Origin of the sequence: Streptomyces sp. NPDC050610, from assembly GCF_040654875.1 — a bacterium.
Lineage (GTDB): Bacteria > Actinomycetota > Actinomycetes > Streptomycetales > Streptomycetaceae > Streptomyces.
This window is the reverse complement of record NZ_JBFAIV010000010.1, coordinates 132,161-154,583: the sequence shown is the minus strand read 5'-3', so window position 1 is coordinate 154,583 and position 22,423 is coordinate 132,161. Positions and strand designations below refer to the sequence as shown.

The following is a 22,423-nucleotide window of genomic DNA, read 5'->3' as shown; positions in this document are numbered from 1 at the left end:
CCGCGGTTCGCGGTTCGCGGTTCGCGGTTCGCGGTTCGCGGTTCGCGGTTCGCGGTTCGCGGTTCGCGGTTCGCGGTTCGCGGTTCGCGGTTCGCGGTTCGCGGCGAGGGTCGATCTACCGCATTTCACGCTCGTGCCGCAACCCTTCCGGAGGTGGCGATGGACAGACGGACGTACACGGTACCCGTGCGGCGCCCGCGGCCCGCCGGGCGGCCCGCCTCCAGCCCCGTCCCCCTCGCCTCTGTCTGATTCGCGACGTGCTTATGACGGCCCGTCAGGGCCACTCGCGTAGGCGACAGAAGGGGTGAAAGGTGGTGGTTGATGCCTCAAGTGCCTTGCGAAGTATGCCCGTTAGAGGAATCCGTGTTCGATGTACGCTGCATAAATATGTAGTGTGGCGAAACCGAAATCGAAGGCTCCGGTAGACCGACGCCGGGCCTTGGAAGGAGCCGGATCATGCGCCGCATGACGACCGCCGCAACCGCTGCCGCCGCCGCGGCCCTGCTCGCCGGGGGCATAGCGGCGGGCACCGCCCAAGCCGCCGGGGCGGCCGCCGCGCCGGCCACCCCGACCTGTGCCGTCTCGGGTCTGCAGATCACCCTGGACGACAACGGCACCGGTGGTGCGCAGCACGGCATGAACCACGAGGGCACGTACCTGCGGTTCAAGAACACCACTGGCAAGACCTGCGCGCTGCGCGGCTACCCGGGCCTCGGTCTGGAGAAGGCCGGGCACGCCAAGGCCGCCACCGACGTGAACTGGGGCTCGACCTACTTCGCCCAGGACCCGGGCAAGAAGACGGTCAACCTCAAGAGCGGCGCCTCCGCCTGGGCCGACCTGGTCTGGACGCACACCGGCGCCGACGCGGTGCACGCCAAGTACCTGGAGGTCACGCCGCCCGCAGCCACGGGGCACCGGACGCTCGCCTTCGACAAGATCGTGGACAACGGCACCCTCAATGTGACGAGCCTGTCCGCGACCCCGCCGACGACCGGCTGACGGACGCACGACGACGTGAGGGCGGGGGGGGGACACGTCACCTGATGACGTGAGGGCGGGGGACACGTCACCCGATGAAGAGGCGGCATGTCCCCCGCCCTGCCCCGCTCCCTCAGCCCCGTACGCGGTCCGCGATCCGCCGCGCCACCCGCACGATGTCCCCCTTCGGCTTCGCCGAGTACGGCGGGTGGCGCCGGGTCCAGCCGTCCTCCAGGGCGAACCAGTCGATCGCCTTCGGCGCGCGCCGCGCCTCCATGGCCGCCGCCAGTTCCGTGAAGTACGTCTTCCAGCGCAGCGTGTAGAGCCCGCCGACCAGCCCGGACCACTCGCGGTTGGCGTAGTCGTGCAGCTTGCCCTCGTCGGCCCCGGAGCGGTTGCCCCATACGGTCAGGAGCGAGACGGCGTCGAATTCGAGCCGGTCGCGCTCGGCCGCCGAGGACCCCCAGGCACGGGCGTCGGCGATCCAGCGGCCCAGCAGATGGCGTTCGTCGGTGGCGACGGCCTGCTCCAGCAGGGCCATCCACGCGAACCACTCGCCGGTCAGCGCCTTGAACCGGGCCCGGTCCCCGGCCTCGTACGCGGTCTTGATCCGCGGCAGCAGCAGGCGGCTGCGGTTGGAGACGGTCTGCCGGGCGACGTCGAGGAGGTCGTAGCGGTACGCGCTGCTGCCGCGCAGCGCCGGGGCGACGGCCAGCAGCTCGGGCAGCGCCTTGTCGAACTCGGCCGCGTCGTAGCGGAGCTTCGGCGGCGACCAGGAGGCGGCGCGGGTGACGGCAAGGTCGGGGCGGGCGCCGAAGAGGCCGTCGGCGGCCTCGCTCCACCCGTCGGCGCGGCTGGTGCCGTAGGCGGTGCGGCGCAGCACGTCCCAGGCCCGTACGGCGTGCGCGTCGGCGGCGCCGTACCGCTGGACGGGCCACTGGGCGAACCAGTCGGCGAGGTGCGTCGGCCCGTCCGTCCAGGGCAGGTCGCTGAAGAGGGCGAGGGCGGCCGGGTTGTTGTCGGCGGCCTCGGGCATGAGGGCGATGCCACTGAGCGCGCTGCCGTGCTTGGTGCGCCACTGGTCGTAGAGGGTGGCCCAGTCGGGGGTGTTGGCGCCCATGGCGGTGTGGCCGCCGAAGTTCCAGATGGAGCCGAAGGCGTACGGGGTGGAGGCCCAGTCCCGCTCGCGGTCGACGACCTCGGGGTAGTGGTCGGAGATGCCGTCGACGATCAGCATCTGGGACTTGTCGACGGCGTCGATGATGTCGCGGCGCGGGTTGGTCTGCCAGCCGAGGATGGCCCAGGTGGCGCCGGGGTGGGCGGTGCGCAGCGCCTTCTCCACGGCGCGCGCGGCGTCGGGCACCGGCACGTCGCCCGGGTCGCCGCCCTCGTGCAGCAGGTCCATCTTGTAGATCGAGGTGGCCCCGTACAGCTCGTCCTGCACCCGGTAGAAGGTCCGGGCGACGCGGGCGAAGTGCTCGTCGCGCGGGTCGAGCCAGTCGGGGCGCGGGAAGCCGCCCCACACGCCCTGCGGGACGGTGTGCGCGCCGGGGTTGCGCTTGGCGAAGTCGGGCGGCACGGTGCCGAAGTAGCCGGGGAGTACGGGCGTCATGCCCAGCTCGCGCAGCCGGCCGACGATCTTCCGGGCGAGGGCCGCGCGGCTCCCCAGCAGGTCGAGGGAGACGGGGCCGCCGAAGCCTGACATGTTCTGGAGCAGCCACCACGGCTGGTGGGCGGGGCCGGGGACCCACTGGCGCAGCTCCGCGTCCGTATAGCCGTGCCGCTGGAAGGCGCGGTGGTAGACGGCGTCGGCGCCCGCGTAGACGAGCACCTCGTTGTAGCCGTGCAGGGCGAGGACGTCGAGCTCGCGCTCCCAGTAGTCCCAGTCGGAGTACGGGCCGGTGTAGCCGTCGTTGGTGTCGTTGAAGACGAAGCGGTGGGCGACGTTCGCGGCCTTCGAGATGGGGGCGCCGACGCCGGGGAGGCGGCCGGGCAGGTCGGTCTGCGCGCCGTTCCAGGAGAAGTGGGCGTGCGCGACGTGGCGCAGGTACCAGTGGAAGCCGGCGAGCTGCACGGCGGGCGTGGTGCCCTCGACGACGATGTGCCCGGCCGTGCCCGAGACCCGGTAGGAGTCCCGGCCGGGGCGAGTGCGCAGGGTGCGGAAGGCGACCTGCCGGTGGTGGTGCGGCAGCAGCCGTCTCAGGGCTCTCGCCGCGGCGCCGCCGCCCGCGGTGAGAGGGCCTGGTGGGTTCGGGGCGGCCGCGGCCGGGTGCGTGGCGGCGACTCCGAGGGCTGCGGACCCGGCGAGAGCGCCGAGCAGCGTACGTCGGGCGATGTGCATGAGTGACCTCCACCATGGCGCTGCGGCTACTGGGCTGGACCACTTGAGCGCGGTGATCCTATGAGCAGTCGACAGGAACAGGTCAAGGGCACAGGTGGCTATCCGGCCGCGCCGGTTACATTTGGCACGAATGGCCCCACCCGTTCCGACCACCACCTGGACCTCTGTGCGACGACCCGGCACGATCGTCGGGCGCGGCGGCCCGCAGCCTGTCAGCCGTGGAGGAGCCTGAGCCCATGGGACTGCGTACGAAGATCGGTGTGGCGATCACCGCCACCGCCGCCCTGGTCGCGGTCATCATGGGCCTCGTCGTGCACCACCGCACGGCCGTGAACTCGCTCGAAACCTCCCGCGACACCATCCGCTCCCGGCTCTCCATCGCCGTCGACGACCACGCCGCCGGGGTCGACCGGCGCCGGGTCCTCATCAACCCCACCGTGCTGCCGGTGCCGCTGCGCGAGGCGATCGCGCGCGGCGAGACCGGCGTCCACCTGGACCGCAGCGGCCCGGAGCCGGAGCTGTGGGCCGCCCGCCGCAGCGGCAAGGACGTCATCGCGCTCCGCCACTCCTACCTCCGCCAGGACCGCAAACTCGAAGCCCTCGACCGCGACCTGTGGCTCGCCGGCTCCATCGGCACGGCGCTCGCCTGCCTGGTCGGCGTGGCCTTCGCCACGATGCTCGGCCGCCGCCTCGACGCGTCCGCCCGTACGGCCGAGCGGATCGCCGAGGGCGACCTCAGCGCCCGGATCGAACCGCGCGGCAAGGACGAGATCGCCCGGCTGACCACGGCCCTGAACACCATGGCCGACGCGCTGGCCGCCCGCCTCCAGGCCGAGCGCGACGTCACCTCCGACATCGCGCACGAACTGCGCACCCCGGTCGCCGGCCTGGTCGCCGCCGCCGGGCTGCTGCCGCCGGGGCGGCCGGCCGAGATGGTCCGGGAACGGGCGCGGCGGGTGAGCGGGCTGGTGGAGGACGTCCTGGAGGTGGCGCGCCTGGACGGCTCCACCGAGCGGGCCGAGCCCGAGGTGCGGCCGCTGGACGAACTGGTGCGGCGCGCGGTGCGCTCGGCCACCGCGCCGGGGCAGGCGGGGCTGGAGATACGGGTGCTGCGGGCCGAACTGGTCGAGACCGACGCCCGGCGCGTCGAGCGCATCCTCGCCAACCTGGTCAGCAACGCCTTCCGGCACGGCGCCGCGCCGGTGCGCGTCGAGGTCGAGGGCGGGGTCGTACGCGTCCACGACCAGGGCCCCGGCTTCCCGGCGGAGCTGCTCGCGCGCGGCCCGGTCCGCTTCCGCACCGGCGCCGGACAGAGCGCCGAAGGCGCGGGGCGCGGCCAGGGGCTGGGCCTCGGCCTGACGATAGCCGCAGGCCAGGCCCGCGTCCTCGGCGCCCGGCTGCGGTTCGCCAACCCGGCGGGCGGGGGCGCGGAGGCGGTGCTGGACCTGCGCGCCTCGGTGCATACGGAGGAGGGGGCGGGCCGGGTGCCGGACGACGGGCGGGGGTGAGGACGGGGCGCGTATGGGCCTGGGGGCGCGTACGGACGGGGGCTGGGGGCGTGTGCGGGGCGGGGGAGCGTCAGCGGCGCGTACGGGGTTGGTGCGGCGGGGCGCGTACGGGCATGTCTGAGGTGCGTACGGGCCGGGCAGCCGCAAGAGTGGAAGCGAGGGTTCCCCATCTCACCTCTGGAGCGGCGGCGATGACCGAGAACGTCCTGTTCATGGACCTCGACCGGCCCGAAACGGGCCGCCTGGCACTGGACGCGCTGCGGCAGGCGCACGCCGAGGGCGGCGTCAAGCTGCGCGAGGCGACCGTGATCACGCGCGACGCGGAGGGCGCGCTGGACTTCCCCGACAGCGTCGACAACAGCGGCGACGCCAGGGGCTTCGCGGTGGGCGGCCTGATCGGCGGGCTCGTCGGCATCCTGGGCGGCCCGCTCGGCATCATGATCGGCTTCGGCGCGGGCGGGCTGCTCGGCGGCGCGCACGACGCGCGGCAGGCCAGCGCGTCCAGCGCCGCCCTGGAAATGCTCGCCGCCGAGGTGCCGCCCGGCTCGACCGTACTGATCGCGGAGGTCGCCGAGGACTTCCCGGAAATCGTCGACGAGGCGCTCGCCCCGTACGGTCCGGGCGCCGTCCGCTACCCGGCCGAGGAGGTCCGCAAGGGCGTGGAAGAGGCGATCGCGGAGGGGCGCTGACGGGCGGGCTCCGCCGCAGTGTCAGCAGGTCGTCGTACGGGTTCGTCGAGGTGCCGTCCGTCCCGGGTGCCGGCGGCGGGTGGCGTCACCTGTGTGGCGGGCCTCGGCGCGCGGCGGCCGCGGGGTTGGAGTCTGCTGGGCGGGACGGCTCCTCGACTCGGCTGAAAGGGCAGTCCTATGGCTGCGAAGCCCGCAATCGTTCTGGTCCACGGCTTCTGGGGCGGTGCCGCGCACTGGGCCAAGGTCATCAGCGAACTGCACCGCCGGGACTTCGGCTCGCTGCACGCGGTGGAGAACCCGCTGACCTCGTTGGCCGAGGACGCCGAACGCACCCGCAAGATGGTGCGGCAGATCGACGGGCCGGTGCTGCTGGTGGGCCACTCGTACGGGGGCGCGGTGATCACCGAGGCCGGCGACCTGCCCAATGTCACGGGGCTGGTCTATATCGCCGCGTTCGCGCCGGACGCGGGCGAGAGCCCGGGGCAGATCAGCCAGGAGAAGCCCCCGGCGGCGTTCGAGAACCTCGCACCGGACTCCGACGGCTACCTATGGGTCAAGCAGGACAAGTTCCACGAGAGTTTCGCGCAGGACCTGCCGGAGGACGAGGCGCGGGTGATGGCCGTGACGCAGAAGGCACCGCTGGCCTCGACCTTCGGTGACACCGTCACCGCCCCGGCCTGGCGCACGAAGCCGACCTGGTACCAGATCTCCACCAGCGACCGCATGATCCACCCCGACAACGAGACTCGCATGGCCCAGCGCATGAACCCGCGCAAGACCATCGAGCTGGATGCCAGTCACGCCTCACTGGCGTCCCAGCCCGGCCAGGTCACCGACCTCATCGAAGAGGCCGCCAACGCGAGCGGCTGACGCCGGTGCGGCAGCCGGCCGCGCCGAGGAGGACGGCCGGTCCACCGGTCGCCGCCGCTGTCCGAACGGCTCCGCGCCGCCCGGACTCGTCACCGGTCGGGGGAGACGGCACAGGCTCTCGGCCCGAGCCTCAGGGCTCAGCGCAGCGCCCTGGCGTAGCAGCGGCTCTCCTCGTGGAAGCGGTAGAGCCCGACCTTGGGCGCGGGTGCGTAGCCGCAGGAGGTGTACAGCGCTATGGCCTCGGGCTGCTTGATGCCCGTCTCCAGGACCATGCGCGTACGCCCCGCCTCCCGCGCGCTGTCCTCCAGCGCCGCCAGTATCGCCCGCGCCAGCCCGCGCCCACGGGCCTCGGGTATGACGTACATCCGCTTCAGCTCGGCGTCGCCGTCCGCGTACCCCTCGTCGTTGGCGTCCTGAAGCCGCCAGCCGCCGGTGGCGACGGGAGCGCCGTCCTCGTCGTAGGCCATGAGGTACAGGCCGCGCGGCGGGTCGAACTGCGCCGGGTCCAGCGGCGTCAGGTCCTCCTCGCCGTAGCGTTCCGCGTACTCCAGCTGCACCTGGTCGTTGAGTTTGACGGCGTCGGGGTGGTCGTACGCCACGGGCACGATCTGCATCGGAGTATCGTACGGTCGAATGGGTGTACGAGGCCATGGTGCCCCAAGGGCCGGTATCGTGCCGGAATGCTCACTGTTACCACGGCGAGCGGTACCGGGCCCTAGCTGATCGTGGCGCTCCAGCCGCCGCGTGCCAGGTGGCACGTTCCATCTGGAGCGATACGGACGCGGGAGCCGTACAGGCCGACGCTGCCCTCCATGTTGAGCTTGTGCCGGATGCGCTCCAACTCGCTCCACAGGCGACGGGGGCCGCTCTGGTGCACGGTGGGCGGGTCGGTCCAATGTCCTTCGGCGCGGGCCCATGAGCCGTCTTCGTGGAACAGCCACGCTGTCCGGTGCCGGCCGCGCGTCTCGAAGTGGCTCTCGACGCCCGGCACGGTCAGCGTGAGGTACGTCTTGACCTCCCACGCCTGTTCGACGTCGAGCACCGGATACCTCCCGGTGGTGACCTCGTCCCCTTCCTGGTCTCTTGCCTGCGGGAGGCGGCCCATCAGGGGAGGCGGATAGTCGGGTTCGTGCCGGGTTCCCATGAACCCGGCCCAGTCGCGTTCGACGCGCCCCGCAGCGCCCCCGTCGGGCGTCCTGTGCGCGCCGATGATCAGCGAGGTGCCGGTGATCGTGGTGACCAGCCTTCCGTTCGGCTTCAGCGCCTCCAGCCACGATGCCGGGACGCGGGGAACCGACACCATGGACACGATCCGGTCGTACGTGCCGGGCAGCGGGCCGGTCGCGTCCACGGTCTCGATGGCGGGGTGCAGGCCGAGGCGGCCCAGCCGCTCGCTCGCCGCCTCGGTCAGGTAGGGGTCCACGTCCACGCTCGTCACCCGGCGGTCGCCGAACCGGTGCGTGAGAAGCGCTGCGGAGTACCCGGACCCGGTTCCTACGTCGAGGACGTCCGCGTCATCGTCGAGTCGTCCGTGCCGCAGCATCCGCACGACCAGGGAGGGAAGGGTGGCTGATGAGGTGGGCGTCCCCGTCGGCCGGTCGTCGGGACCGGCGTGGTCGGCATGGAGCCGCCCGACACGGGTGATCAGTGACCGGTTCGCGTAGCCGCCGGCCCGCCACGCCTCGGGATCGGCCGCCCCGTCCCGCAGCATCCACCCCCCGGAGCCGTCATGCCTCCACCATCGGGGGATCAGTTCATGACGGGGAACGCTCTCTACGGCCGCCCGCCAGCGCGAGCCGGGGCCGGTTGCCTCACCGGCGAGCTTCCGGGCGGCCTGCTGCCACTCCAACGTCGTCTCCTAGTCCGTCAGTCCGTGGGTTCGCACGCATCGTTGGAAGGGTCGCAGCCTTCGGAATCATGAGGTTGGCACGGCTCACAACCCGCACGGGGCACCGGGATGCGAGCGGCCAGTCGCTCCCACTCCTGCCCCCCGAGGAGCTCCGCGAGACGCTTCTCTTTGACGTTCCCCACGGGGAAGTCGCGTGACAGGACACAGCCGGTGAGGTCCCCGTTCGCCAGGACCGCCGCGCGGCCCCGTGTGCACCAGCCGCACAGCTCCTCGACCGACGGGGACCGCCCTGGCAGGGAGGCGCGCCCGACCGCGCGGACCCGGTCGGTGCCGATGCGCGTCACCCCGATCTCCAGCAGGTCTGCACGGGCCTCCTCGATCCGCTGCTCCGGCAGGATGTGCACGATTCCGACCCGCAGACCGATACCCCGTGCGAGGGCTTCGCGGATGTGGGCGCGGGTGCGGGCGTGGCTGCCCGGCCGCCCTGTGATCCGATCGTGTTCAGCCGGATCGTCGCTGTAGAAACTCGTCCCGAGCGTCACCCCGGGACGGCCGAACAGGTCCCACCACTGGTCGCGCACCCGGTAGAGATTGGTGTAGATCTCCACCTCACGCCCGAGTGAGAGGGCGAGTTCGGCGAAGTCCCGCCAGTGGGGGTGAACCGTCGGCTCACCCCCGATCAACTGCACGGTGCGGATACCGAGCGCGGCGGCATCGGTGATGACCGCTTGCCAGTCCGCAGGGGTCATGGTGCCGTGAGTCGCCTGTGGGCTGGACTCGGACAAGCAGTGCGTGCAGGCGAGTTGGCACTTGCCGGTGATCTCCAGTTCCAGCATGTCGAGCAGTCCCGCGAGGGCCGGGTGCTCAAGGGCTACCGTCATGGCGCATCACTCCTGAGGTCGGTGTGGGGTTGTCGCGGTGATCAGGCGAGCTGTCCTCGCCGGTCTTTCAGGCCCTCTCCGCCGGATCTTCTTCGGAGGCACCGGCGGAGAGGGGAACCTAGGGGTGGCGGCCTGTGGCGAGCACGAAAAGCAGCCCAAGGAGAGATGAGCCGGCGATCAGGAGCAGACCACTGAGCAAGCGCGCATTCATGCGCCGCCACCTCCGACAGGCAGCGCCGGGCGGGGCTGGATCACCTCGCCGGGGACCACGCGCAGCTCACCCGGCAGATTCAGCACCACGTAGTCGTCGACGGTCCGGCGGTAGCGGGTGTGCCCGGTCGACTGCGTGTGGCGGCGCATCCACTCCTCGACCCAGTCCGGGCCCCAGGAGTGGAGCCTCTCCCCGCATCCCTCATCCGCACCCGCCGCGCACTCCGCGCTGTACTCGTAGCGTGCGGTCGGGTCCTGTTCGAACGTCCACGGCGCGTGCCGGAGTGTGTGCTTCACGGCTTTCGCCTCCTCATGAGCAGTCATCGTCGGGGCCGAGGATCTCCCGCAGCAGCGGGCTGCCGTCGGGTGCGCCGGATGCCTCTTCGGCGTTCTTGATCGGCAGGGCCAGCCGCATCGGCACCCCCGCGCCGACTCGGTGCTGAAAACAGGTGCACCGGGGGGAGCCGAGGGGGTCAGGTGGAGGAGCCGGTACGTCTTGCGCGCTGCCGAGCGGCTTGAACAGCAGGAGCACACCGGTCCCGCCGCTCTCCGCCATCAGACGGGACAGTTCCGCGCGCCCGGGGCTCTTCATGTGATCAGCCGCCTCAGTCCGTGCCGTACCCGGTCCGTCAACTCCCGTGTGGGCTCCGCGTATTGGCGGGGAACCCAGTCGGGGGCTATGCGCCAGAAGCCGCCCGCCGCGATGAGCGCGTACAGCGCTTCGGCGTCGCTGTCGGGTTCCGGACTCTCGGGGGCTTGCTCGGCCACGTCGCGTGCCTTCCGCTGCCGTTGTGGGGATGTACAGCAACAGCATCGGCACACACAGTTACCCTTTCCAGGGGTAGAAGTTTCGGCGCGCATCTCGGGAACGAGGCATATGCCAGGGGAATCAGAGCTGGATCCCACCGAAGGCATGGAAGCCTTTTTGGGGTACAAGGTGCGAGAAGCCCGAAAAGCGAAGGGCTGGACTCAAGGGGCGCTAGCGGGCAAAGCGTTCTCAAGTACCACGCGTATCTCCGATGTGGAGCGTGGCATCGATCCGCCGGACCGGGGTCTGGCGGTCGCGCTCGGGGAGCTCCTGGGGCTGGGGGATGAGCTCGTGATCCTGCTGCGCATGATGGAGAACCGGGAGGTTCGCGACTACGCGCGCCCGTTCCTGAATCGTCAGTCGCAGGCAACGCAGATGCACGAATTTTCGACCACCGTGCCAGGATTGCTACAGACGACCGACTACGCGCTGGCCGCCATGCGCGCCGGTCAAGCCGGCGACAGTACGGACATCGGCCGCTTCGCCGAACGTCGCATAGATCAGCAAAGGGTTTGGGAAAGAAGGGACCCTCCGTGGCTGTGGCTCGTACTGGACGAATCCGTCCTGCACCGTGAAATGGGTCCGCCGAACGTCATGTGCGAGCAGCTCAAGCACATGGTCGTCATGAGTGAGCGACCGAACATCAACATCCAGATTCTCCCATTCGGTACTGCGCACGTCTCCGGCTATCTGAGTCTCCTCACCATGCCGGGCGGAGGCAGAGGGGCTTATACGGAGGGATTTAGTACGGGCCGATATACGGAAGATCCGGAAGGCGTGGGGCGATTTCAGCGAGTTTATGACCGCCTCCATTCCGATGCCCTCAGCGCGGGGGTTTCTGGACAACTCATCAGCAAAGCCATAGAGAGGTTTTCGTGAACGACATCGCCAAGCCGGTTTGGGTCAAGTCCAGCTACAGCGGACAAGACAATGACGCGTGCGTCGAGTGGGCGCCCAACATCGCGGCCACCGGAGTCGTCCCTGTCCGTGACAGCAAGGACCCGGACGGTCCCACCCTCACCGTCTCGCCCGCCGCGTGGGCATCGTTCGTCGCGTTCGTGGGCCGTAGCGACAGCTGATCTGTCAGTAATGCAAGAAGCCACCGCACCGGCACGTAGCGGTGCGGTGGCACGGTGGCGCCCGAATGCTGTTCTGAAGAAGTTCGTCCGGCGCGTGGTGATCATCCGGAACGGGGTGGGACAAGACAACAACGAGGTGAAGATCCCCCCATGTGGGAGCCGGACCCCGGGCGCGTGAGACGACGCGGTCGCTCTTCCGGAACTCGTCGCCGCGTAGGCTGATCGCCTACGTGTCGTAATGCGGGAGCATGTTTTGCTGACAGTGACCACCGTCAATGTGAACGGGCTGCGCGCCGCCGCCAAGAAGGGCTTCGTGCCCTGGCTCGCGGGGACCGCGGCCGATGTCGTCTGCCTCCAGGAAGTGCGGGCCGAACCCGAGCAGCTCCCCGAGGAGGTGCGTGAGGCGGACGGCTGGCACACCGTGCACGCCCCGGCCGCCGCCAAGGGGCGCGCGGGCGTCTCCCTCTACTCCCGGCGCGAGCCGGAGGCGGCGCGGATCGGGTTCGGCTCGTCGGAGTTCGACACGTCCGGCCGCTACGCGGAGATCGACCTGCCGGGCGTCACCGTCGCCAGCCTCTACCTGCCGTCGGGCGAGGTCGGCACGGAGCGGCAGGACGAGAAGGAACGGTTCATGGCCGAGTTCCTGCCCTACCTCGGCGAGCTGCGCGAGCGGGCCGCGGCGGACGGGCGCGAGGTGCTGGTCTGCGGCGACTGGAACATCGCCCACCAGGAGGCCGACCTCAAGAACTGGAAGGCCAACAAGAAGAAGGCCGGCTTCCTCCCGGAGGAGCGCGCCTGGCTGACCCGCGTCTTCGACGAGGCGTCGTACGTGGACGTGGTCCGGGCGCTGCACCCGGGCGTCGAGGGCCCGTACTCCTGGTGGTCCTACCGCGGCAAGGCGTTCGACAATGACGCGGGCTGGCGCATCGACTACGCCGTCGCCACGGCCGGCCTCGCCGGTCGCGCGGTCAAGGCGGAGGTGGAGCGCGCCGCCAGCTATGACCTGCGGTGGAGCGACCACGCGCCGGTGACTGTGGTCTTCGAGGGGTAGCAGCGGCGGCAGGGAGCGCCGTCCACGCACCCGAGGGGGGTGGGTGCGTGGACGGGGGCGGTTTCACAGGAGCCAGGACTTCGGCGGATCGTCCAGCCATGCGAGCGCCACAGCGTGACTTTATGCGTCCCTCCCTCAGTCCCTCCCGCCGTCCCACCTGCTGTCATTCCCGCCGTCATTCCGCAGGGGCAAATGCCCGTTGGGCGGATTCCCGGCAGTGCCGCACCACGTCATGACATGCCGCCCAAGTGCCGGAGCGGCGCTCCGACTTCGCCGTTCTCGCATTCGTCATCGTCGTCCGGGGCGGGGATTCGCTGCCCCCGGCTCTTGGCGATTCGCAGGACGTCCCGGAGTGCGTCGGTCAGGTCATGAGCCAGAGACTCCAGTTCTTCGGCGGATGCTTTTGGCGTCGTCGAGAATTTCCCGGGCGCACTCGACGAGGTGTTCCCCCTGGTCGAGTTGAGCCGCTTCCGCCTTGTCGGCCAGGCGGGAGACGTAGCCCTTCCCGTCGCGCGTACTCAGGTAGCAGGGGCGCCCCATCGGGTCGAGCCAGGGGAGGAGCCGCATGGTCTGGAGCCGGCCTGTCATGCGGTGGCCCCCGCCCCGTGAATCCAGCGCGGCCCCGCGTCGACGCCGTACGCCGCCGGCCGCAACGGCGCCTCGAAGATGTGGGCGATACCGTGGTTCATGTCGTCAACCTCCAGAGGGTTGATGGCCATGCCCCCGGACCGTTCGCGCGGTCGCGGGGGACTGCTGTCGCCCACCAGCCTCCAGGAGTGCGGGGGCCCCAGTGTTCCTAGATCGGGAACACTCGGGCCGTGACCGGGGCGCTACATGCCCACCCAGGCGGCCAGCGACGCCAGTCCCGTCGGCGCCCGGCGTTGGCGACGGACCAGTACGGCGATCGTCTCCCGTAGCAACGGGTGGTACCGGGCCTGCTGCGGCGCGACTTCCCGTGCTCGGAGCAAGGACCGTTCGGCCGCCTCGGTCTTTCCCATCTGGGCGTAGGCGCGCGCCATTTCGATGTAGTAGCGGCCTACTCGCATCCTGGGGTGTTCGGCCGGGAAGTGCAGCCGGCGGGCTGCCTTCATCGCGTCGCCCATCTTCCCCAGTTCCACCGAGGTGGCTACGTCGAAATGTGCCACGTTGGTCGCGCCGAAGGAGGTCCAGTACGCACGGGGCACGTCCCTGCCGATCCGCGACGCGGATTCTCGTGCCGAATCCATGTGGCCGGTTACGGCGTCCGCGTTCTTGGCCTGGGCTTCCGCGATCGCGCCGGCCAGGTAGAGGCTTCCTGAGACGGCGAGTACGGGGATGGAGTCGGCGTCGTCGTGTTGTTTCACCAGCTGATGCCCGCGTTCGAGGACTTTCAATGCCATGCGGCTGTCCCCCCGGCGCAGCAGCATGCTGCTGCGTTTGTTCAGCCGGATCGCCGACAAGAGGGGGTCCTGTGCTTGTTCTGCCATCCAGCCCATTCGCTCAAGGGCGATTGACGCGAGCTGGTGATAGCCCAACCGGTAAGCGAACTCGTAAGCGACCCAGTAGGACCAGCTGAGGGAGACGGCGATGCGCCGGCGGTCGGCCTCTGTGGGCGAGGTGCTGAAGGCCGTTGTCAATTCTCCCAACAGGCCCGGCAGCTTCGAGCCGATGGCTTTGTACTCGGTGGCGCAGGCGTCGGCGCACAGTTCGTGAACCTCGGCGGATATGACGTTCGTTTCCCTGGGGGTGATGTCGGGGTCCGGCCCCAGGTCGTAGAGGTCCAGCGCGTCGGACAGGGGAGCGATCATCCGGTCCAGGCGGTCCTGACGCATCTCCGAGATGTACGGCTGGCCGTTGAGGGCGGCTATATCGACTTCGAGCACCCTGGCGACCGCGGCCACTATGGCCGGGGTCGCTGGTGTCAGGCCCGCCTCTACTTTCGCGATTGTGCCGCGCGAAACGAAGGCGCGCTGAGCTAGGCCCAATTGCGTGAGATGACGCAGCTTGCGGTAGTCAGCAATCCGTGCGCCGATGTGATCGTCATCCGGGCGTGACATGCTCAACTCCGTTTCGGTTCAGCCAATTGAAACGGTACCCCTCATCAACTCGGGGGGAACGCCACGCTGGTCGTCCTCGGGCAGCGGAGGCTGTCGGCATGTCCGCTGTCGGCAGCCAAGCGAAAGTCTCGTCCCCGCCGTCTGTTCACTCCGGTTCGCGCTCCGCCGCCGGCAGCCACGCGTCCAGTTCCGCCCGGATGCGGCGGTCCATCGCCATGGACAGTTCCGCGTCGATGACGTCCTTCGCGATCGGGCGGAGGGTGGCGAGGGTCTGGGTGACGTGGTCGATCTCGTCGGGCGGCAGCGGCTCGCCGGCGGCCGTGCGGTCCAGCAGGCCGCTCAGGACGTGGTCGCAGATCAGCGTGGTGAAGGTTTCCGCCAGGGCCTCGGCGTGCGTGCGGACGTCGCGGCCGGCGGCGAGTACGGCGGCGAGGGGGACGCCCTTGTCGACCAGGGCGCTGGAGGCGTCCAGGAGGCGGCGGCTGACGTGCACGATCTCGTCGCCGTCGACCGCGAGGTAGCCGATGTCCAGGGCGCCCGCGAGGTTTTCGGGGGTGACCTCGCCGGTGAAGTGGTCGGCCAGTCTCTCGGGGCTGAGGCGGACCGGGGTCTCCTCGGACCAGGGGGCGGCGATGGCGCCGCGCAGGCCGAGGAGTTCGCCGACGCCCCGGCCGTGTTCGAAGGCGGTGAGGAGTTCGGCGATGCCGCCGAGGGTGTGGCCGCGTTCCAGCAGGGCCGCGATCGTGCGGAGGCGGGCGAGGTGGTGGTCGTCGTACCAGGCGATGCGGCCCTCGCGGCGGGGCGGCGGGATCAGTTTGCGCTCGCGGTAGAAGCGCAGGGTACGGACGGTGATGCCGGCCGCCTCGGCCAGCTCCGCCATTCGGTACTCGCGCCCTGCCGCGTCGTTCTCTGCCGCATTCTCAGCCACGTTCTTCACCACACCGGCAGCCTATGTCGCCGGTCGGCGGGGCCCGACAGGTGCGACCGTCGGTAACTTCCTTGCTCGCGCCCCCTACCGCTCGGTAGTGAGCTGCCTTACCCTCCAATTGCGCCAGTGATTGCTGGCACGGTTACGTACGGGACAAGCGATGCAACGATCTCGGAGGCGGCGGCATGGCCGAGCACGAGCGTGAACGTCAGCACGAGCACGTACGGGTGGCGGTGATCGGATCGGGGTTCGGCGGCCTGGGCGCGGCCGTCCGGCTGCGCCGCGAGGGCATCACCGACTTCGTCGTCCTGGAGCGGGCCGGCTCCGTGGGCGGCACCTGGCGGGACAACAGCTATCCGGGGTGCGCCTGCGACGTCCCCTCGCACCTGTACTCCTTCTCCTTCGCCCCCAACCCCGAGTGGCCGCGCACCTTCTCCGGCCAGCGGCACATCCGCGCCTACCTGGAGAGCGTCGCCGACACCTTCGGGCTGCGGCCGCACATCAGGCTCGACCACGAGGTGCGGTCCCTGCGGTGGGACGCCGACGCGCTGCACTGGGAGATCAGCACCGCGCGCGGCGACCTCACCGCCGACGTCGTCGTCTCGGCGACCGGCCCGCTCTCCGACCCGAAGATCCCCGACATCCCCGGCCTGTCCTCCTTCCCCGGCAAGGTCTTCCACTCGGCCCGCTGGGACCACGGCTACGACCTGCGCGGCAAGCGCGTCGCGATGATCGGGACCGGCGCCTCCGCCATCCAGATCGTGCCCGCCATCCAGCCCGAGGTCAGCGGCCTCACCCTGTTCCAGCGGACGCCGCCCTGGGTCCTGCCGCGCACCGACCGGGCCATCACGGGCGTCGAGCGCTGGCTGCACAACAAGATCCCGGCGACCGGCACCGCGCGCCGCGGACTCCTGTGGGGCATCCGGGAGTTGCAGGTCAGCGCCTTCACCAAGCGCCCCAATGAACTCGGCCTGGTCGAGACGTTCGCCAAGCGCCACATGGCCCGGTCCATCAAGGACCCGGCCATGCGCGCCAAGCTGACGCCCGGCTACCGCATCGGCTGCAAGCGGATACTGCTCTCCAACACCTACTATCCGGCGCTCGCCGCGCCCAACGTCGACGTCGTCGCCTCCGGCCTCAAGGAGGTGCGCGGCTCCACGCTCGTCGCCGCCGACGGCACCGAGACGGAGGTCGACGCGGTCGTCTTCGGCACCGGTTTCCACGTCACGGACATGCCGATAGCGCAGCGCGTCACGGGCGCCGACGGCACGACGCTCGCGGAGGAGTGGAAGGACGGTATGGCGGCGCTGCGCGGCGCCAGCGCGGCCGGGTTCCCCAACTTCATGACGGTCATCGGGCCCAACACCGGGCTCGGCAACAGCTCGATGATCCTGATGATCGAGTCCCAGCTGAACTATCTGGCCGACTTCATGCGCCAGTTGGACACCCTCGGCGGCAGGGCCGCCCTCGACGCCAGGCCCGCGGCCGTCGCGGGCTGGAACCACAAGGTGCAGTCGCGCATGGAGCGCACGGTGTGGAACAGCGGCGGGTGCGACAGCTGGTACCTGGACGCCAATGGGCGCAACACCACGGTGTGGCCCGGCACCACCGCCGAGTTCCGCAAGGCCACGCGGCGCGTGAACCTCTGCGAGTACGAGGTGCTGCGCGCCCCGGCCGTCCGTACGGAGGCGGCCGCCGAGACCGCCGGGGCGCGCTCGTGAGCCCCGCGCGCCCCCGCGTCCTGGGGCCCCAGGACGCGTACGCGCCGCCCGCCCCGCGCCGCACGCTGACCGCGACCTCCGCCGACGGCACCGCCCTGCACGTCGAGACGCACGGCCCCGACGACGCGCCCGCCGTGGTCCTCATACACGGCTGGACCTGCTCCACCGCCTTCTGGGCCCCCGTCGTACGGGCGCTGGCCGACAGCCACCGGGTGATCGCGTACGACCTGCGCGGACACGGCCGCAGCCCGGCCCCCGGCCCCGGCGGCTACAGCACGCGCGCCCTCGCCGACGACCTCGCGGCGGTGCTGGACGCGACGCTGGCCGAGGGCGAACGGGCCGTCCTGGCCGGGCACTCCATGGGCGGTATGACCGTGGTGGCCGCCGCCGACCGCCCGTCCGTGCGGGAGCGCACGGCCGCCGCGCTGCTGTGCAGCACCGGCGTCTCCCGGCTGCTCGCGGAGGCCCTGGTGCTGCCGCTGGCCGCCGGCCGGGTCCGCCGCCGGCTGACGCGTTCCGTGCTCGGTACGAGCGCGCCGCTCGGCCCCGTCACCCCGCTCGGCAAGCGCGTGCTCAAGTACGCGACGCTGGGCCCGGCCGCGCCGCCCGCCGCCGTGGACGCGTGCGCCCGGATCGTGTACGCCTGCGACCGCAGGGCCCGGGCCGCGTGGGGCGGGGTCCTCGCGGAGCTCGATCTCGACGCGAACATACGGGAGTTGAACGCCCCCACCGCCGTCGTCGTCGGCACCGCCGACCGGCTGACCCCGGCCGTGCACGCCCGCCGGCTCGCGGCCCGGCTGCCCGACTGCACGGGCCTGACCGAACTGCCCGGCCTCGGCCACATGACCCCGGTCGAGGCCCCGGAGGCGGTCGGCGGCGCCGTACGGGAACTGGTCGCCGCCCATCTCGCAGCACCGCAGGCCACTCAGGAGTCCCACACCACAGCCGAGGAGCGGACCGCATGAGCCGGCGCAGCAGCCTGGAGGGGCAGGTCGCCGTGGTCACGGGCGCGGCCCGCGGCGTCGGCGAACTGCTCGCCCGCAAACTGTCGGCGCGCGGCGCGAGGGTCGCGCTCGTCGGGCTGGAGCCGGACGAACTGCGGCGGGTCGCCGAGTCGCTGCACGGCGAGGCCGCGCACTGGCACGCGGACGTCACCGACCACGAGGCGATGAGCCAGGTCGCGCGGGAGGTCAAGGCGCGGTTCGGCAAGGTCGACGTCGTCGTGGCCAACGCGGGCGTGGCGACCGGCGGCCCGTTCGTCGAATCCGACCCCGACGCGTGGCGGCGGGTCATCGAGGTCAACCTCATCGGCGGCGCCGTCACCGGCCGCGCCTTCCTGCCCGTACTGCTGGAGAGCCGCGGCTACCTCCTCCAGATCGCCTCGCTCGCCGCCCTCACCCCGGCGCCGATGATGACGGCCTACTGCGCGTCCAAGTCGGGCGTCGAGGCGTACGCGCACAGCCTCCGCGCCGAGGTCGGCTACCGGGGCGTACGGGTCGGCGTCGGCTATCTGAGCTGGACCGACACCGACATGGTGCGCGGCGCGGACCAGGACGACATCATGCGCGAACTCCGCAGCCGCCTCCCCTGGCCCACCAACCGCACCTACCCCCTGGGCCCCGCCGTGGACCGGCTCGTCGCGGGCATCGAGCGGCGCTCCTCGCACGTGTACGCCCAGTGGTGGCTGCGCGGCATGCAGTCCGTACGCGGCTACCTCCCGACCCTTATCGGCGTGGTCGGCCAACGCGAGATGCGCCGCTTCGGCCCCCGGCTGGAGGGCTTCCGCGGCAGCAGCCTCCTGGGCGCGGGCGGCGAAGCGGACGAGAAGGCCCGCGCGGGGCGGTGACGGGGCGCTGCGCGCGGGCGCTCTCGCCCGTGTTCCGGCGGGAGGGCGGGGCGGCGGGGCGCGGGACCGTTTCCGCGCGCCCGCGCGCCGCGCCCGCATTCGCGAGTTCGGCCGCCGAGGCAGCTTCGAGCCTCGGCCGCGGAGCGGCCACGCTCGGAGTCGCCCTCACCCCCGCGGCGGCAGCTTCGGGCGTCGCAGGTCCGGGACGTCCGAGTAGTCCGGCGGGGTGGCGGCGCCGTGGCGGTCGAGGAGGTCGAGGGCGAGGCGCACGGCGTCGTCGAGCTGTTTGTGGCGGCCTTCGGCCCAGTCGAGGGGGGAGCGGTCGACCTCGATGTCCGGGTCCACGCCGTGGTTCTCCACGCCCCAGCCGTACGCGTCGAACCACGCCGCGTTCGTCGGCACCGTGATCGCCGTGCCGTCGCCGAGGCGGTGGCGGCCGGCCATGCCGACGACGCCGCCCCAGGTGCGCAGGCCGACGACGGGGCCGATGCCCTGGAGCTTGAACGCGGCGGTGATCATGTCGCCGTCGGAGGAGGTCATCTCGTCGGCGACCGCGACAACCGGGCCGCGCGGGGCGTTGCTGGCGTAGGAGACGGGCTGCGCGCCGCGGGTCAGGTCCCAGCCGACGATGGTGCGGGTGAGCTTCTCCACCACCAGCTCGCTGATGTTGCCGCCCGCGTTGCCGCGCACGTCCACGATCAGCGCGGAGCGGGACATCTCCATCCGCAGATCGCGGTTGAACTGGGCCCAGCCGGAGCCGCCCATGTCGGGGATGTGCAGGTAGCCGCACTTGCCGCCGCTCAACTCCCGTACGACCGCACGGCGTTTGGCCACCCAGTCCTGGTAGCGCAGCGGGCGTTCGTCGACGAGGGGCACGATGGCGACGCGGCGGCTGGGGCCCTCGCCGTCCGCGGAGCGGAAGGTCAGCTCGACGGTTGTGCCGCCCGCCGCCGACAGCAGCGGGTACGGGCCGGCCACCGGGTCCACCGGGCGGCCGTCGACGTGGGTGAGCGCCGCGCCCTCCCGGATGCCCGAACCCGCCAGCGGCGAACGGGCCTTGGAGTCGGAGGAGTCGCCGGGGAGGATGCGCCGCACCGTCCACGCGCCGTCCTTGGCGCGGACCAGGTTGGCGCCGAGCAGGCCGATGGCGCGCTGGTAGTGCGGCGGGCCCTCGTTGCGGCGGGCCCCGGACACGTACGCGTGGGAGGTGCCCAGCTCGCCCAGCACCTCGCGCAGCAGGTCGGCGAAGTCGTCGGGGGAGGCGATCCGTTCGACCAGCGGGCGGTACTCGGCGAGCACCCCGTCCCAGTCGACGGAGCACATGCCCGGCTCCCAGAAGTACGCGCGGATGATGCGGCCCGCCTCGTCGTACGCCTGCCGCCACTCGGCCGCCGGGTCCACGTCGTGCAGGATGCGGCGCATGTCGATGTAGACGGTCGAGTCGTTGTCGGCGGTCTCGTCGGCGGGCACGGCCCGCAGTTCGCCCTCGTCGTGGACGACCATGCGGGTGCCGTCGCCGCTGGGCGCGAACCAGTCGAGGCCGCTGGTGAGTTCGGTGAGCTTCGCCTTGGCCAGGTCGAAGTGTTCGAGGGTGGGGCGGCCGGAGGTGTCGGCCGGGTTGGCGAAGGTCTCGCCGAGCGCGCCCGAGATCGGCCAGCGCAGCCACACCAGCCCGCCGCCGCTGACGGGGCACAGCTCGGAGTACTTGGACGCGGCCACCGGGAACGGCGTCACCCGGCTCGCCAGCCCCTCCGCCTCCACCAGCACCGCGCCGTCGGCCATCGGCCCGTCCACCGCCGGGTCCAGGCCGCCCGCCGCCGGGCGGCCCTCGGCGGACAGCGCGAAGGGCGACGGCGTCGCCGAGGACAGCGGCACCAGATACGGGCGGCAGCCCAGCGGGAAGGACAGGTCGCCGGTGTGCACGTCGTAGACGGGGTCGAAGCCGCGCCAGGACAGGAACGCGAGATAGCGGCCGTCGCGGGTGAAGACCGGCTGCTCGTCCTCGAACCGGCCGTTGGTGACGTCCACGATCGTCCGGTCCGCGAGCCTGGCGATCTTGATCTGCCGGAGCGAGCGGCCGATGCCGGGGTGCGACCAGGTCAGCCACGCCGAGTCGGGGGAGAAGGCCAGATCGCGCACCGGGCCGTTGGCGGACGCGATCAGCTCGCCGACCTCGCCGTCCCCCTCGGCCGACGCGTCCACCAGCAGCAGCCGCCCGTCGTGCGAGGCGACGGCCAGCCGGTCGCCGTCCGGCGCGGCGATCAGCTCGTGCACCCGCCCGAGCCGGCCCGCGGCCAGTCGGCGCGGCTCGCCCGGCCCGCTCGCCCGCGGCAGGTGCGCGATCTCGATCGCGTCCTCGCCCTCGGCGTCCGTGACGTAGGCGACCTGGCCCCGCGCCCCGAGGATCTCGGGGAGCCGCACCCGTACGCCCGGGGTGTCGGCGATCGTACGGGCCGGGCCGTCCCGGTGGGTCAGCCAGTACAGGCTGCCGCGCACGCACACCGCGCTCGCCCGGCCCGTGGTGTCCACCGAGACCGAGCTGACGTGCGAGGCGGCCGGGACCTGGTACGAGCGGCGGCCGGCCCGCGGCCCGCCGAGTCGCACGTCGAGCCGGCGGGGCGCGCCGGCCGGGGACAGGTCGTCGACCAGCCACAGCTCGCCCGCGCACTGGTAGACGACGCGGGAGCCGTCCGTCGCGGCGTGCCGGGCGTAGAAGTCGGCGTGGTCGGTGTGGCGGCGCAGGTCGGAGCTGTCGGGCAGGCAGGAGTAGAGGTTGCCGACGCCCTCGTGGTCGGAGAGGAAGGCGATCCGGCCGCCCACGAACATCACCGAGTCCAGATGCCCGTACACCTCCGGGACCAGCCGCGTCCCGTGCAGCCACAGCCGGCCCATCGCGCCGCCGCGGTAGCGCTTCCAGGCGGCCGGTTCGTGCGGCGGCTTCCCGGCGAGCAGCAGCGTCTGCCGCTCGCCTTCGGTGTCGGCGATCGCGATGTCGGCGACGGGGCCCCACGGCAGCCGGCCGCCGGGACTGCCGTCGGTGGGCAGGCTGTAGGCCCACGAGAAGTACGAGAACGGCTGCCCGTGCGAGGAGACGGCGAGGATGTCCCCGTCCGGCGACCAGCCGCAGACGCGGGTGTCGGTGGAGCCCCAGTAGGTCAGCCGGCGGGCGGGGCCGCCGTCGACCGGGGCGAGCATGATCTCCGGGTCGAGGCTGCGCCACGTGGTGTAGGCGATCTGCCGGCCGTCGGGGGAGAAGCGCGGGTGGCCGACGCGGGTGCGGTCGACGGTCAGCCGCCAGGCCCGCTCGGCGCGCCTGCCCGCCGCCACCAGGGGGGCCACCCACAGATCGTCCTCGGCGGCGAAACAGAGGAGGTCGCCGCTGAGGTGCGGATAGCGCAGGTATCCGCCGCCTGCCTCGGGGGTGGGGGTCGTCTGCTGGTCCGGCCGGGCGGCCGCGCGTCCGTCGCTCACCCCTTCATGCTTTCCGCGCGCACCGCCCCCGGCAACTTGAATGGCCGTACTTTCTCGCGTTTATGCGGCCGGATTATGCGGCGGGGGCCTGCCGCGACCGCTCCGCGACTCCGTCATGGGGGCCGCCGTGCCCACTTCGCGACTCCGTCATGGGGGC

At 71.7% G+C, this 22,423-nt stretch carries 22 protein-coding genes; 10 read left to right on the top strand and 12 right to left on the bottom strand.

The features are described 5' to 3' along the window. Positions 1 to 465 precede the first annotated feature (465 nt). The gene (locus AB0I22_RS15445; RefSeq protein WP_363131253.1) at positions 466 to 999 is read left to right on the top strand and encodes a DUF4232 domain-containing protein; all 534 of its coding nucleotides are present in this window, start codon (positions 466 to 468) and stop codon (positions 997 to 999) included. A gap of 112 nt (positions 1,000 to 1,111) precedes the next feature. Here the strand turns inward: AB0I22_RS15445 and AB0I22_RS15440 are convergent, their stop codons facing one another. Then, on the bottom strand, positions 1,112 to 3,319 hold the full coding sequence (locus AB0I22_RS15440; RefSeq protein WP_363131252.1) for an alpha-N-acetylglucosaminidase: 2,208 nt from the start codon (positions 3,317 to 3,319) through the stop codon (positions 1,112 to 1,114). A 236-nt stretch (positions 3,320 to 3,555) separates the two neighbouring features. Here AB0I22_RS15440 and AB0I22_RS15435 point away from each other — a divergent pair, with 236 nt between their 5' ends. The 3 genes from AB0I22_RS15435 (at position 3,556) to AB0I22_RS15425 (ending at position 6,386) form a co-directional block, all read left to right on the top strand. After that, positions 3,556 to 4,827, top strand: a complete 1,272-nt coding sequence (locus tag AB0I22_RS15435) for a HAMP domain-containing sensor histidine kinase (protein ID WP_363131251.1) — start codon at positions 3,556 to 3,558, stop codon at positions 4,825 to 4,827. A 191-nt stretch (positions 4,828 to 5,018) separates the two neighbouring features. Beyond that, the gene (locus tag AB0I22_RS15430; RefSeq protein ID WP_363131250.1) at positions 5,019 to 5,516 is read left to right on the top strand and encodes a DUF1269 domain-containing protein; all 498 of its coding nucleotides are present in this window, start codon (positions 5,019 to 5,021) and stop codon (positions 5,514 to 5,516) included. A gap of 177 nt (positions 5,517 to 5,693) precedes the next feature. Beyond that, positions 5,694 to 6,386: an alpha/beta hydrolase gene (locus AB0I22_RS15425; RefSeq protein WP_363131249.1), complete on the top strand. Its 693-nt coding sequence runs from the start codon at positions 5,694 to 5,696 to the stop codon at positions 6,384 to 6,386. A 137-nt stretch (positions 6,387 to 6,523) separates the two neighbouring features. Here the strand turns inward: AB0I22_RS15425 and AB0I22_RS15420 are convergent, their stop codons facing one another. From AB0I22_RS15420 to AB0I22_RS15395, 6 genes are all read right to left on the bottom strand, one after another. Next, positions 6,524 to 7,000, bottom strand: coding sequence for a GNAT family N-acetyltransferase (locus tag AB0I22_RS15420; protein ID WP_363131248.1), 477 nt, complete (start codon positions 6,998 to 7,000; stop codon positions 6,524 to 6,526). 101 nt (positions 7,001 to 7,101) lie between these two features. Next, a complete protein-coding gene (locus AB0I22_RS15415; protein ID WP_363131247.1) occupies positions 7,102 to 8,235 on the bottom strand; it encodes a methyltransferase domain-containing protein in 1,134 nt (377 codons plus the stop codon). Between the two features lie 17 nt (positions 8,236 to 8,252). Further along, the gene (locus AB0I22_RS15410) at positions 8,253 to 9,116 is read right to left on the bottom strand and encodes a radical SAM protein (protein WP_363131246.1); all 864 of its coding nucleotides are present in this window, start codon (positions 9,114 to 9,116) and stop codon (positions 8,253 to 8,255) included. Positions 9,117 to 9,323: 207 nt separating this feature from the next. Next, the gene (locus AB0I22_RS15405) at positions 9,324 to 9,623 is read right to left on the bottom strand and encodes a hypothetical protein (RefSeq protein WP_363131245.1); all 300 of its coding nucleotides are present in this window, start codon (positions 9,621 to 9,623) and stop codon (positions 9,324 to 9,326) included. 13 nt (positions 9,624 to 9,636) lie between these two features. Further along, the gene (locus AB0I22_RS15400) at positions 9,637 to 9,918 is read right to left on the bottom strand and encodes a hypothetical protein (protein ID WP_363131244.1); all 282 of its coding nucleotides are present in this window, start codon (positions 9,916 to 9,918) and stop codon (positions 9,637 to 9,639) included. Then, positions 9,915 to 10,094, bottom strand: a complete 180-nt coding sequence (locus AB0I22_RS15395) for a hypothetical protein (protein ID WP_363131243.1) — start codon at positions 10,092 to 10,094, stop codon at positions 9,915 to 9,917. The genes AB0I22_RS15400 and AB0I22_RS15395 overlap by 4 nt, the downstream gene beginning before the upstream one ends. A 109-nt stretch (positions 10,095 to 10,203) precedes the next feature. On the opposite strand from AB0I22_RS15395, the gene AB0I22_RS15390 reads away from it, so the two are divergent. The 3 genes from AB0I22_RS15390 (at position 10,204) to AB0I22_RS15380 (ending at position 12,264) form a co-directional block, all read left to right on the top strand. Then, positions 10,204 to 11,013 (top strand): helix-turn-helix transcriptional regulator, encoded by an 810-nt coding sequence (locus AB0I22_RS15390; RefSeq protein WP_363131242.1) that lies wholly within the window; start codon positions 10,204 to 10,206, stop codon positions 11,011 to 11,013. After that, a complete protein-coding gene (locus AB0I22_RS15385; protein ID WP_363131241.1) occupies positions 11,010 to 11,213 on the top strand; it encodes a DUF397 domain-containing protein in 204 nt (67 codons plus the stop codon). Before AB0I22_RS15390 ends, AB0I22_RS15385 begins: the two co-directional genes overlap by 4 nt. A gap of 253 nt (positions 11,214 to 11,466) precedes the next feature. Further along, entirely contained in the window at positions 11,467 to 12,264 is a 798-nt protein-coding gene (locus AB0I22_RS15380) for an exodeoxyribonuclease III (protein ID WP_363131240.1), read from the top strand. Between the two features lie 366 nt (positions 12,265 to 12,630). Here the strand turns inward: AB0I22_RS15380 and AB0I22_RS15375 are convergent, their stop codons facing one another. The 4 genes from AB0I22_RS15375 to AB0I22_RS15360 all read right to left on the bottom strand — a co-directional run bounded on the left by AB0I22_RS15375 (position 12,631) and on the right by AB0I22_RS15360 (position 15,180). Continuing rightward, positions 12,631 to 12,852, bottom strand: coding sequence for a hypothetical protein (locus AB0I22_RS15375; protein ID WP_363131239.1), 222 nt, complete (start codon positions 12,850 to 12,852; stop codon positions 12,631 to 12,633). Further along, positions 12,849 to 12,983, bottom strand: a complete 135-nt coding sequence (locus AB0I22_RS15370; protein ID WP_363131238.1) for a hypothetical protein — start codon at positions 12,981 to 12,983, stop codon at positions 12,849 to 12,851. Before AB0I22_RS15370 ends, AB0I22_RS15375 begins: the two co-directional genes overlap by 4 nt. Before the next feature lie 111 nt (positions 12,984 to 13,094). Then, a complete protein-coding gene (locus AB0I22_RS15365; RefSeq protein ID WP_363131237.1) occupies positions 13,095 to 14,300 on the bottom strand; it encodes a helix-turn-helix transcriptional regulator in 1,206 nt (401 codons plus the stop codon). Between the two features lie 145 nt (positions 14,301 to 14,445). Next, positions 14,446 to 15,180 carry a MerR family transcriptional regulator gene (locus tag AB0I22_RS15360; RefSeq protein WP_363131325.1) on the bottom strand — a complete coding sequence of 245 codons (735 nt, stop codon included), beginning with the start codon at positions 15,178 to 15,180 and terminating at the stop codon, positions 14,446 to 14,448. 233 nt (positions 15,181 to 15,413) lie between these two features. On the opposite strand from AB0I22_RS15360, the gene AB0I22_RS15355 reads away from it, so the two are divergent. The 3 genes from AB0I22_RS15355 to AB0I22_RS15345 are packed head-to-tail and all read left to right on the top strand — an operon-like array spanning position 15,414 to position 18,795. Then, positions 15,414 to 16,949, top strand: a complete 1,536-nt coding sequence (locus AB0I22_RS15355) for an NAD(P)/FAD-dependent oxidoreductase (protein WP_363131236.1) — start codon at positions 15,414 to 15,416, stop codon at positions 16,947 to 16,949. A 20-nt stretch (positions 16,950 to 16,969) separates the two neighbouring features. Continuing rightward, positions 16,970 to 17,914, top strand: coding sequence for an alpha/beta hydrolase (locus tag AB0I22_RS15350; RefSeq protein WP_363131324.1), 945 nt, complete (start codon positions 16,970 to 16,972; stop codon positions 17,912 to 17,914). Then, complete coding sequence (locus AB0I22_RS15345) at positions 17,911 to 18,795, top strand: SDR family oxidoreductase (RefSeq protein ID WP_363131235.1); 885 nt, start codon at positions 17,911 to 17,913, stop codon at positions 18,793 to 18,795. The genes AB0I22_RS15350 and AB0I22_RS15345 overlap by 4 nt, the downstream gene beginning before the upstream one ends. A gap of 165 nt (positions 18,796 to 18,960) precedes the next feature. Here AB0I22_RS15345 and AB0I22_RS15340 read toward each other — a convergent pair whose 3' ends face one another. Beyond that, positions 18,961 to 22,194 (bottom strand): S41 family peptidase, encoded by a 3,234-nt coding sequence (locus AB0I22_RS15340; protein ID WP_363131323.1) that lies wholly within the window; start codon positions 22,192 to 22,194, stop codon positions 18,961 to 18,963. Positions 22,195 to 22,423: the final 229 nt, after the last annotated feature.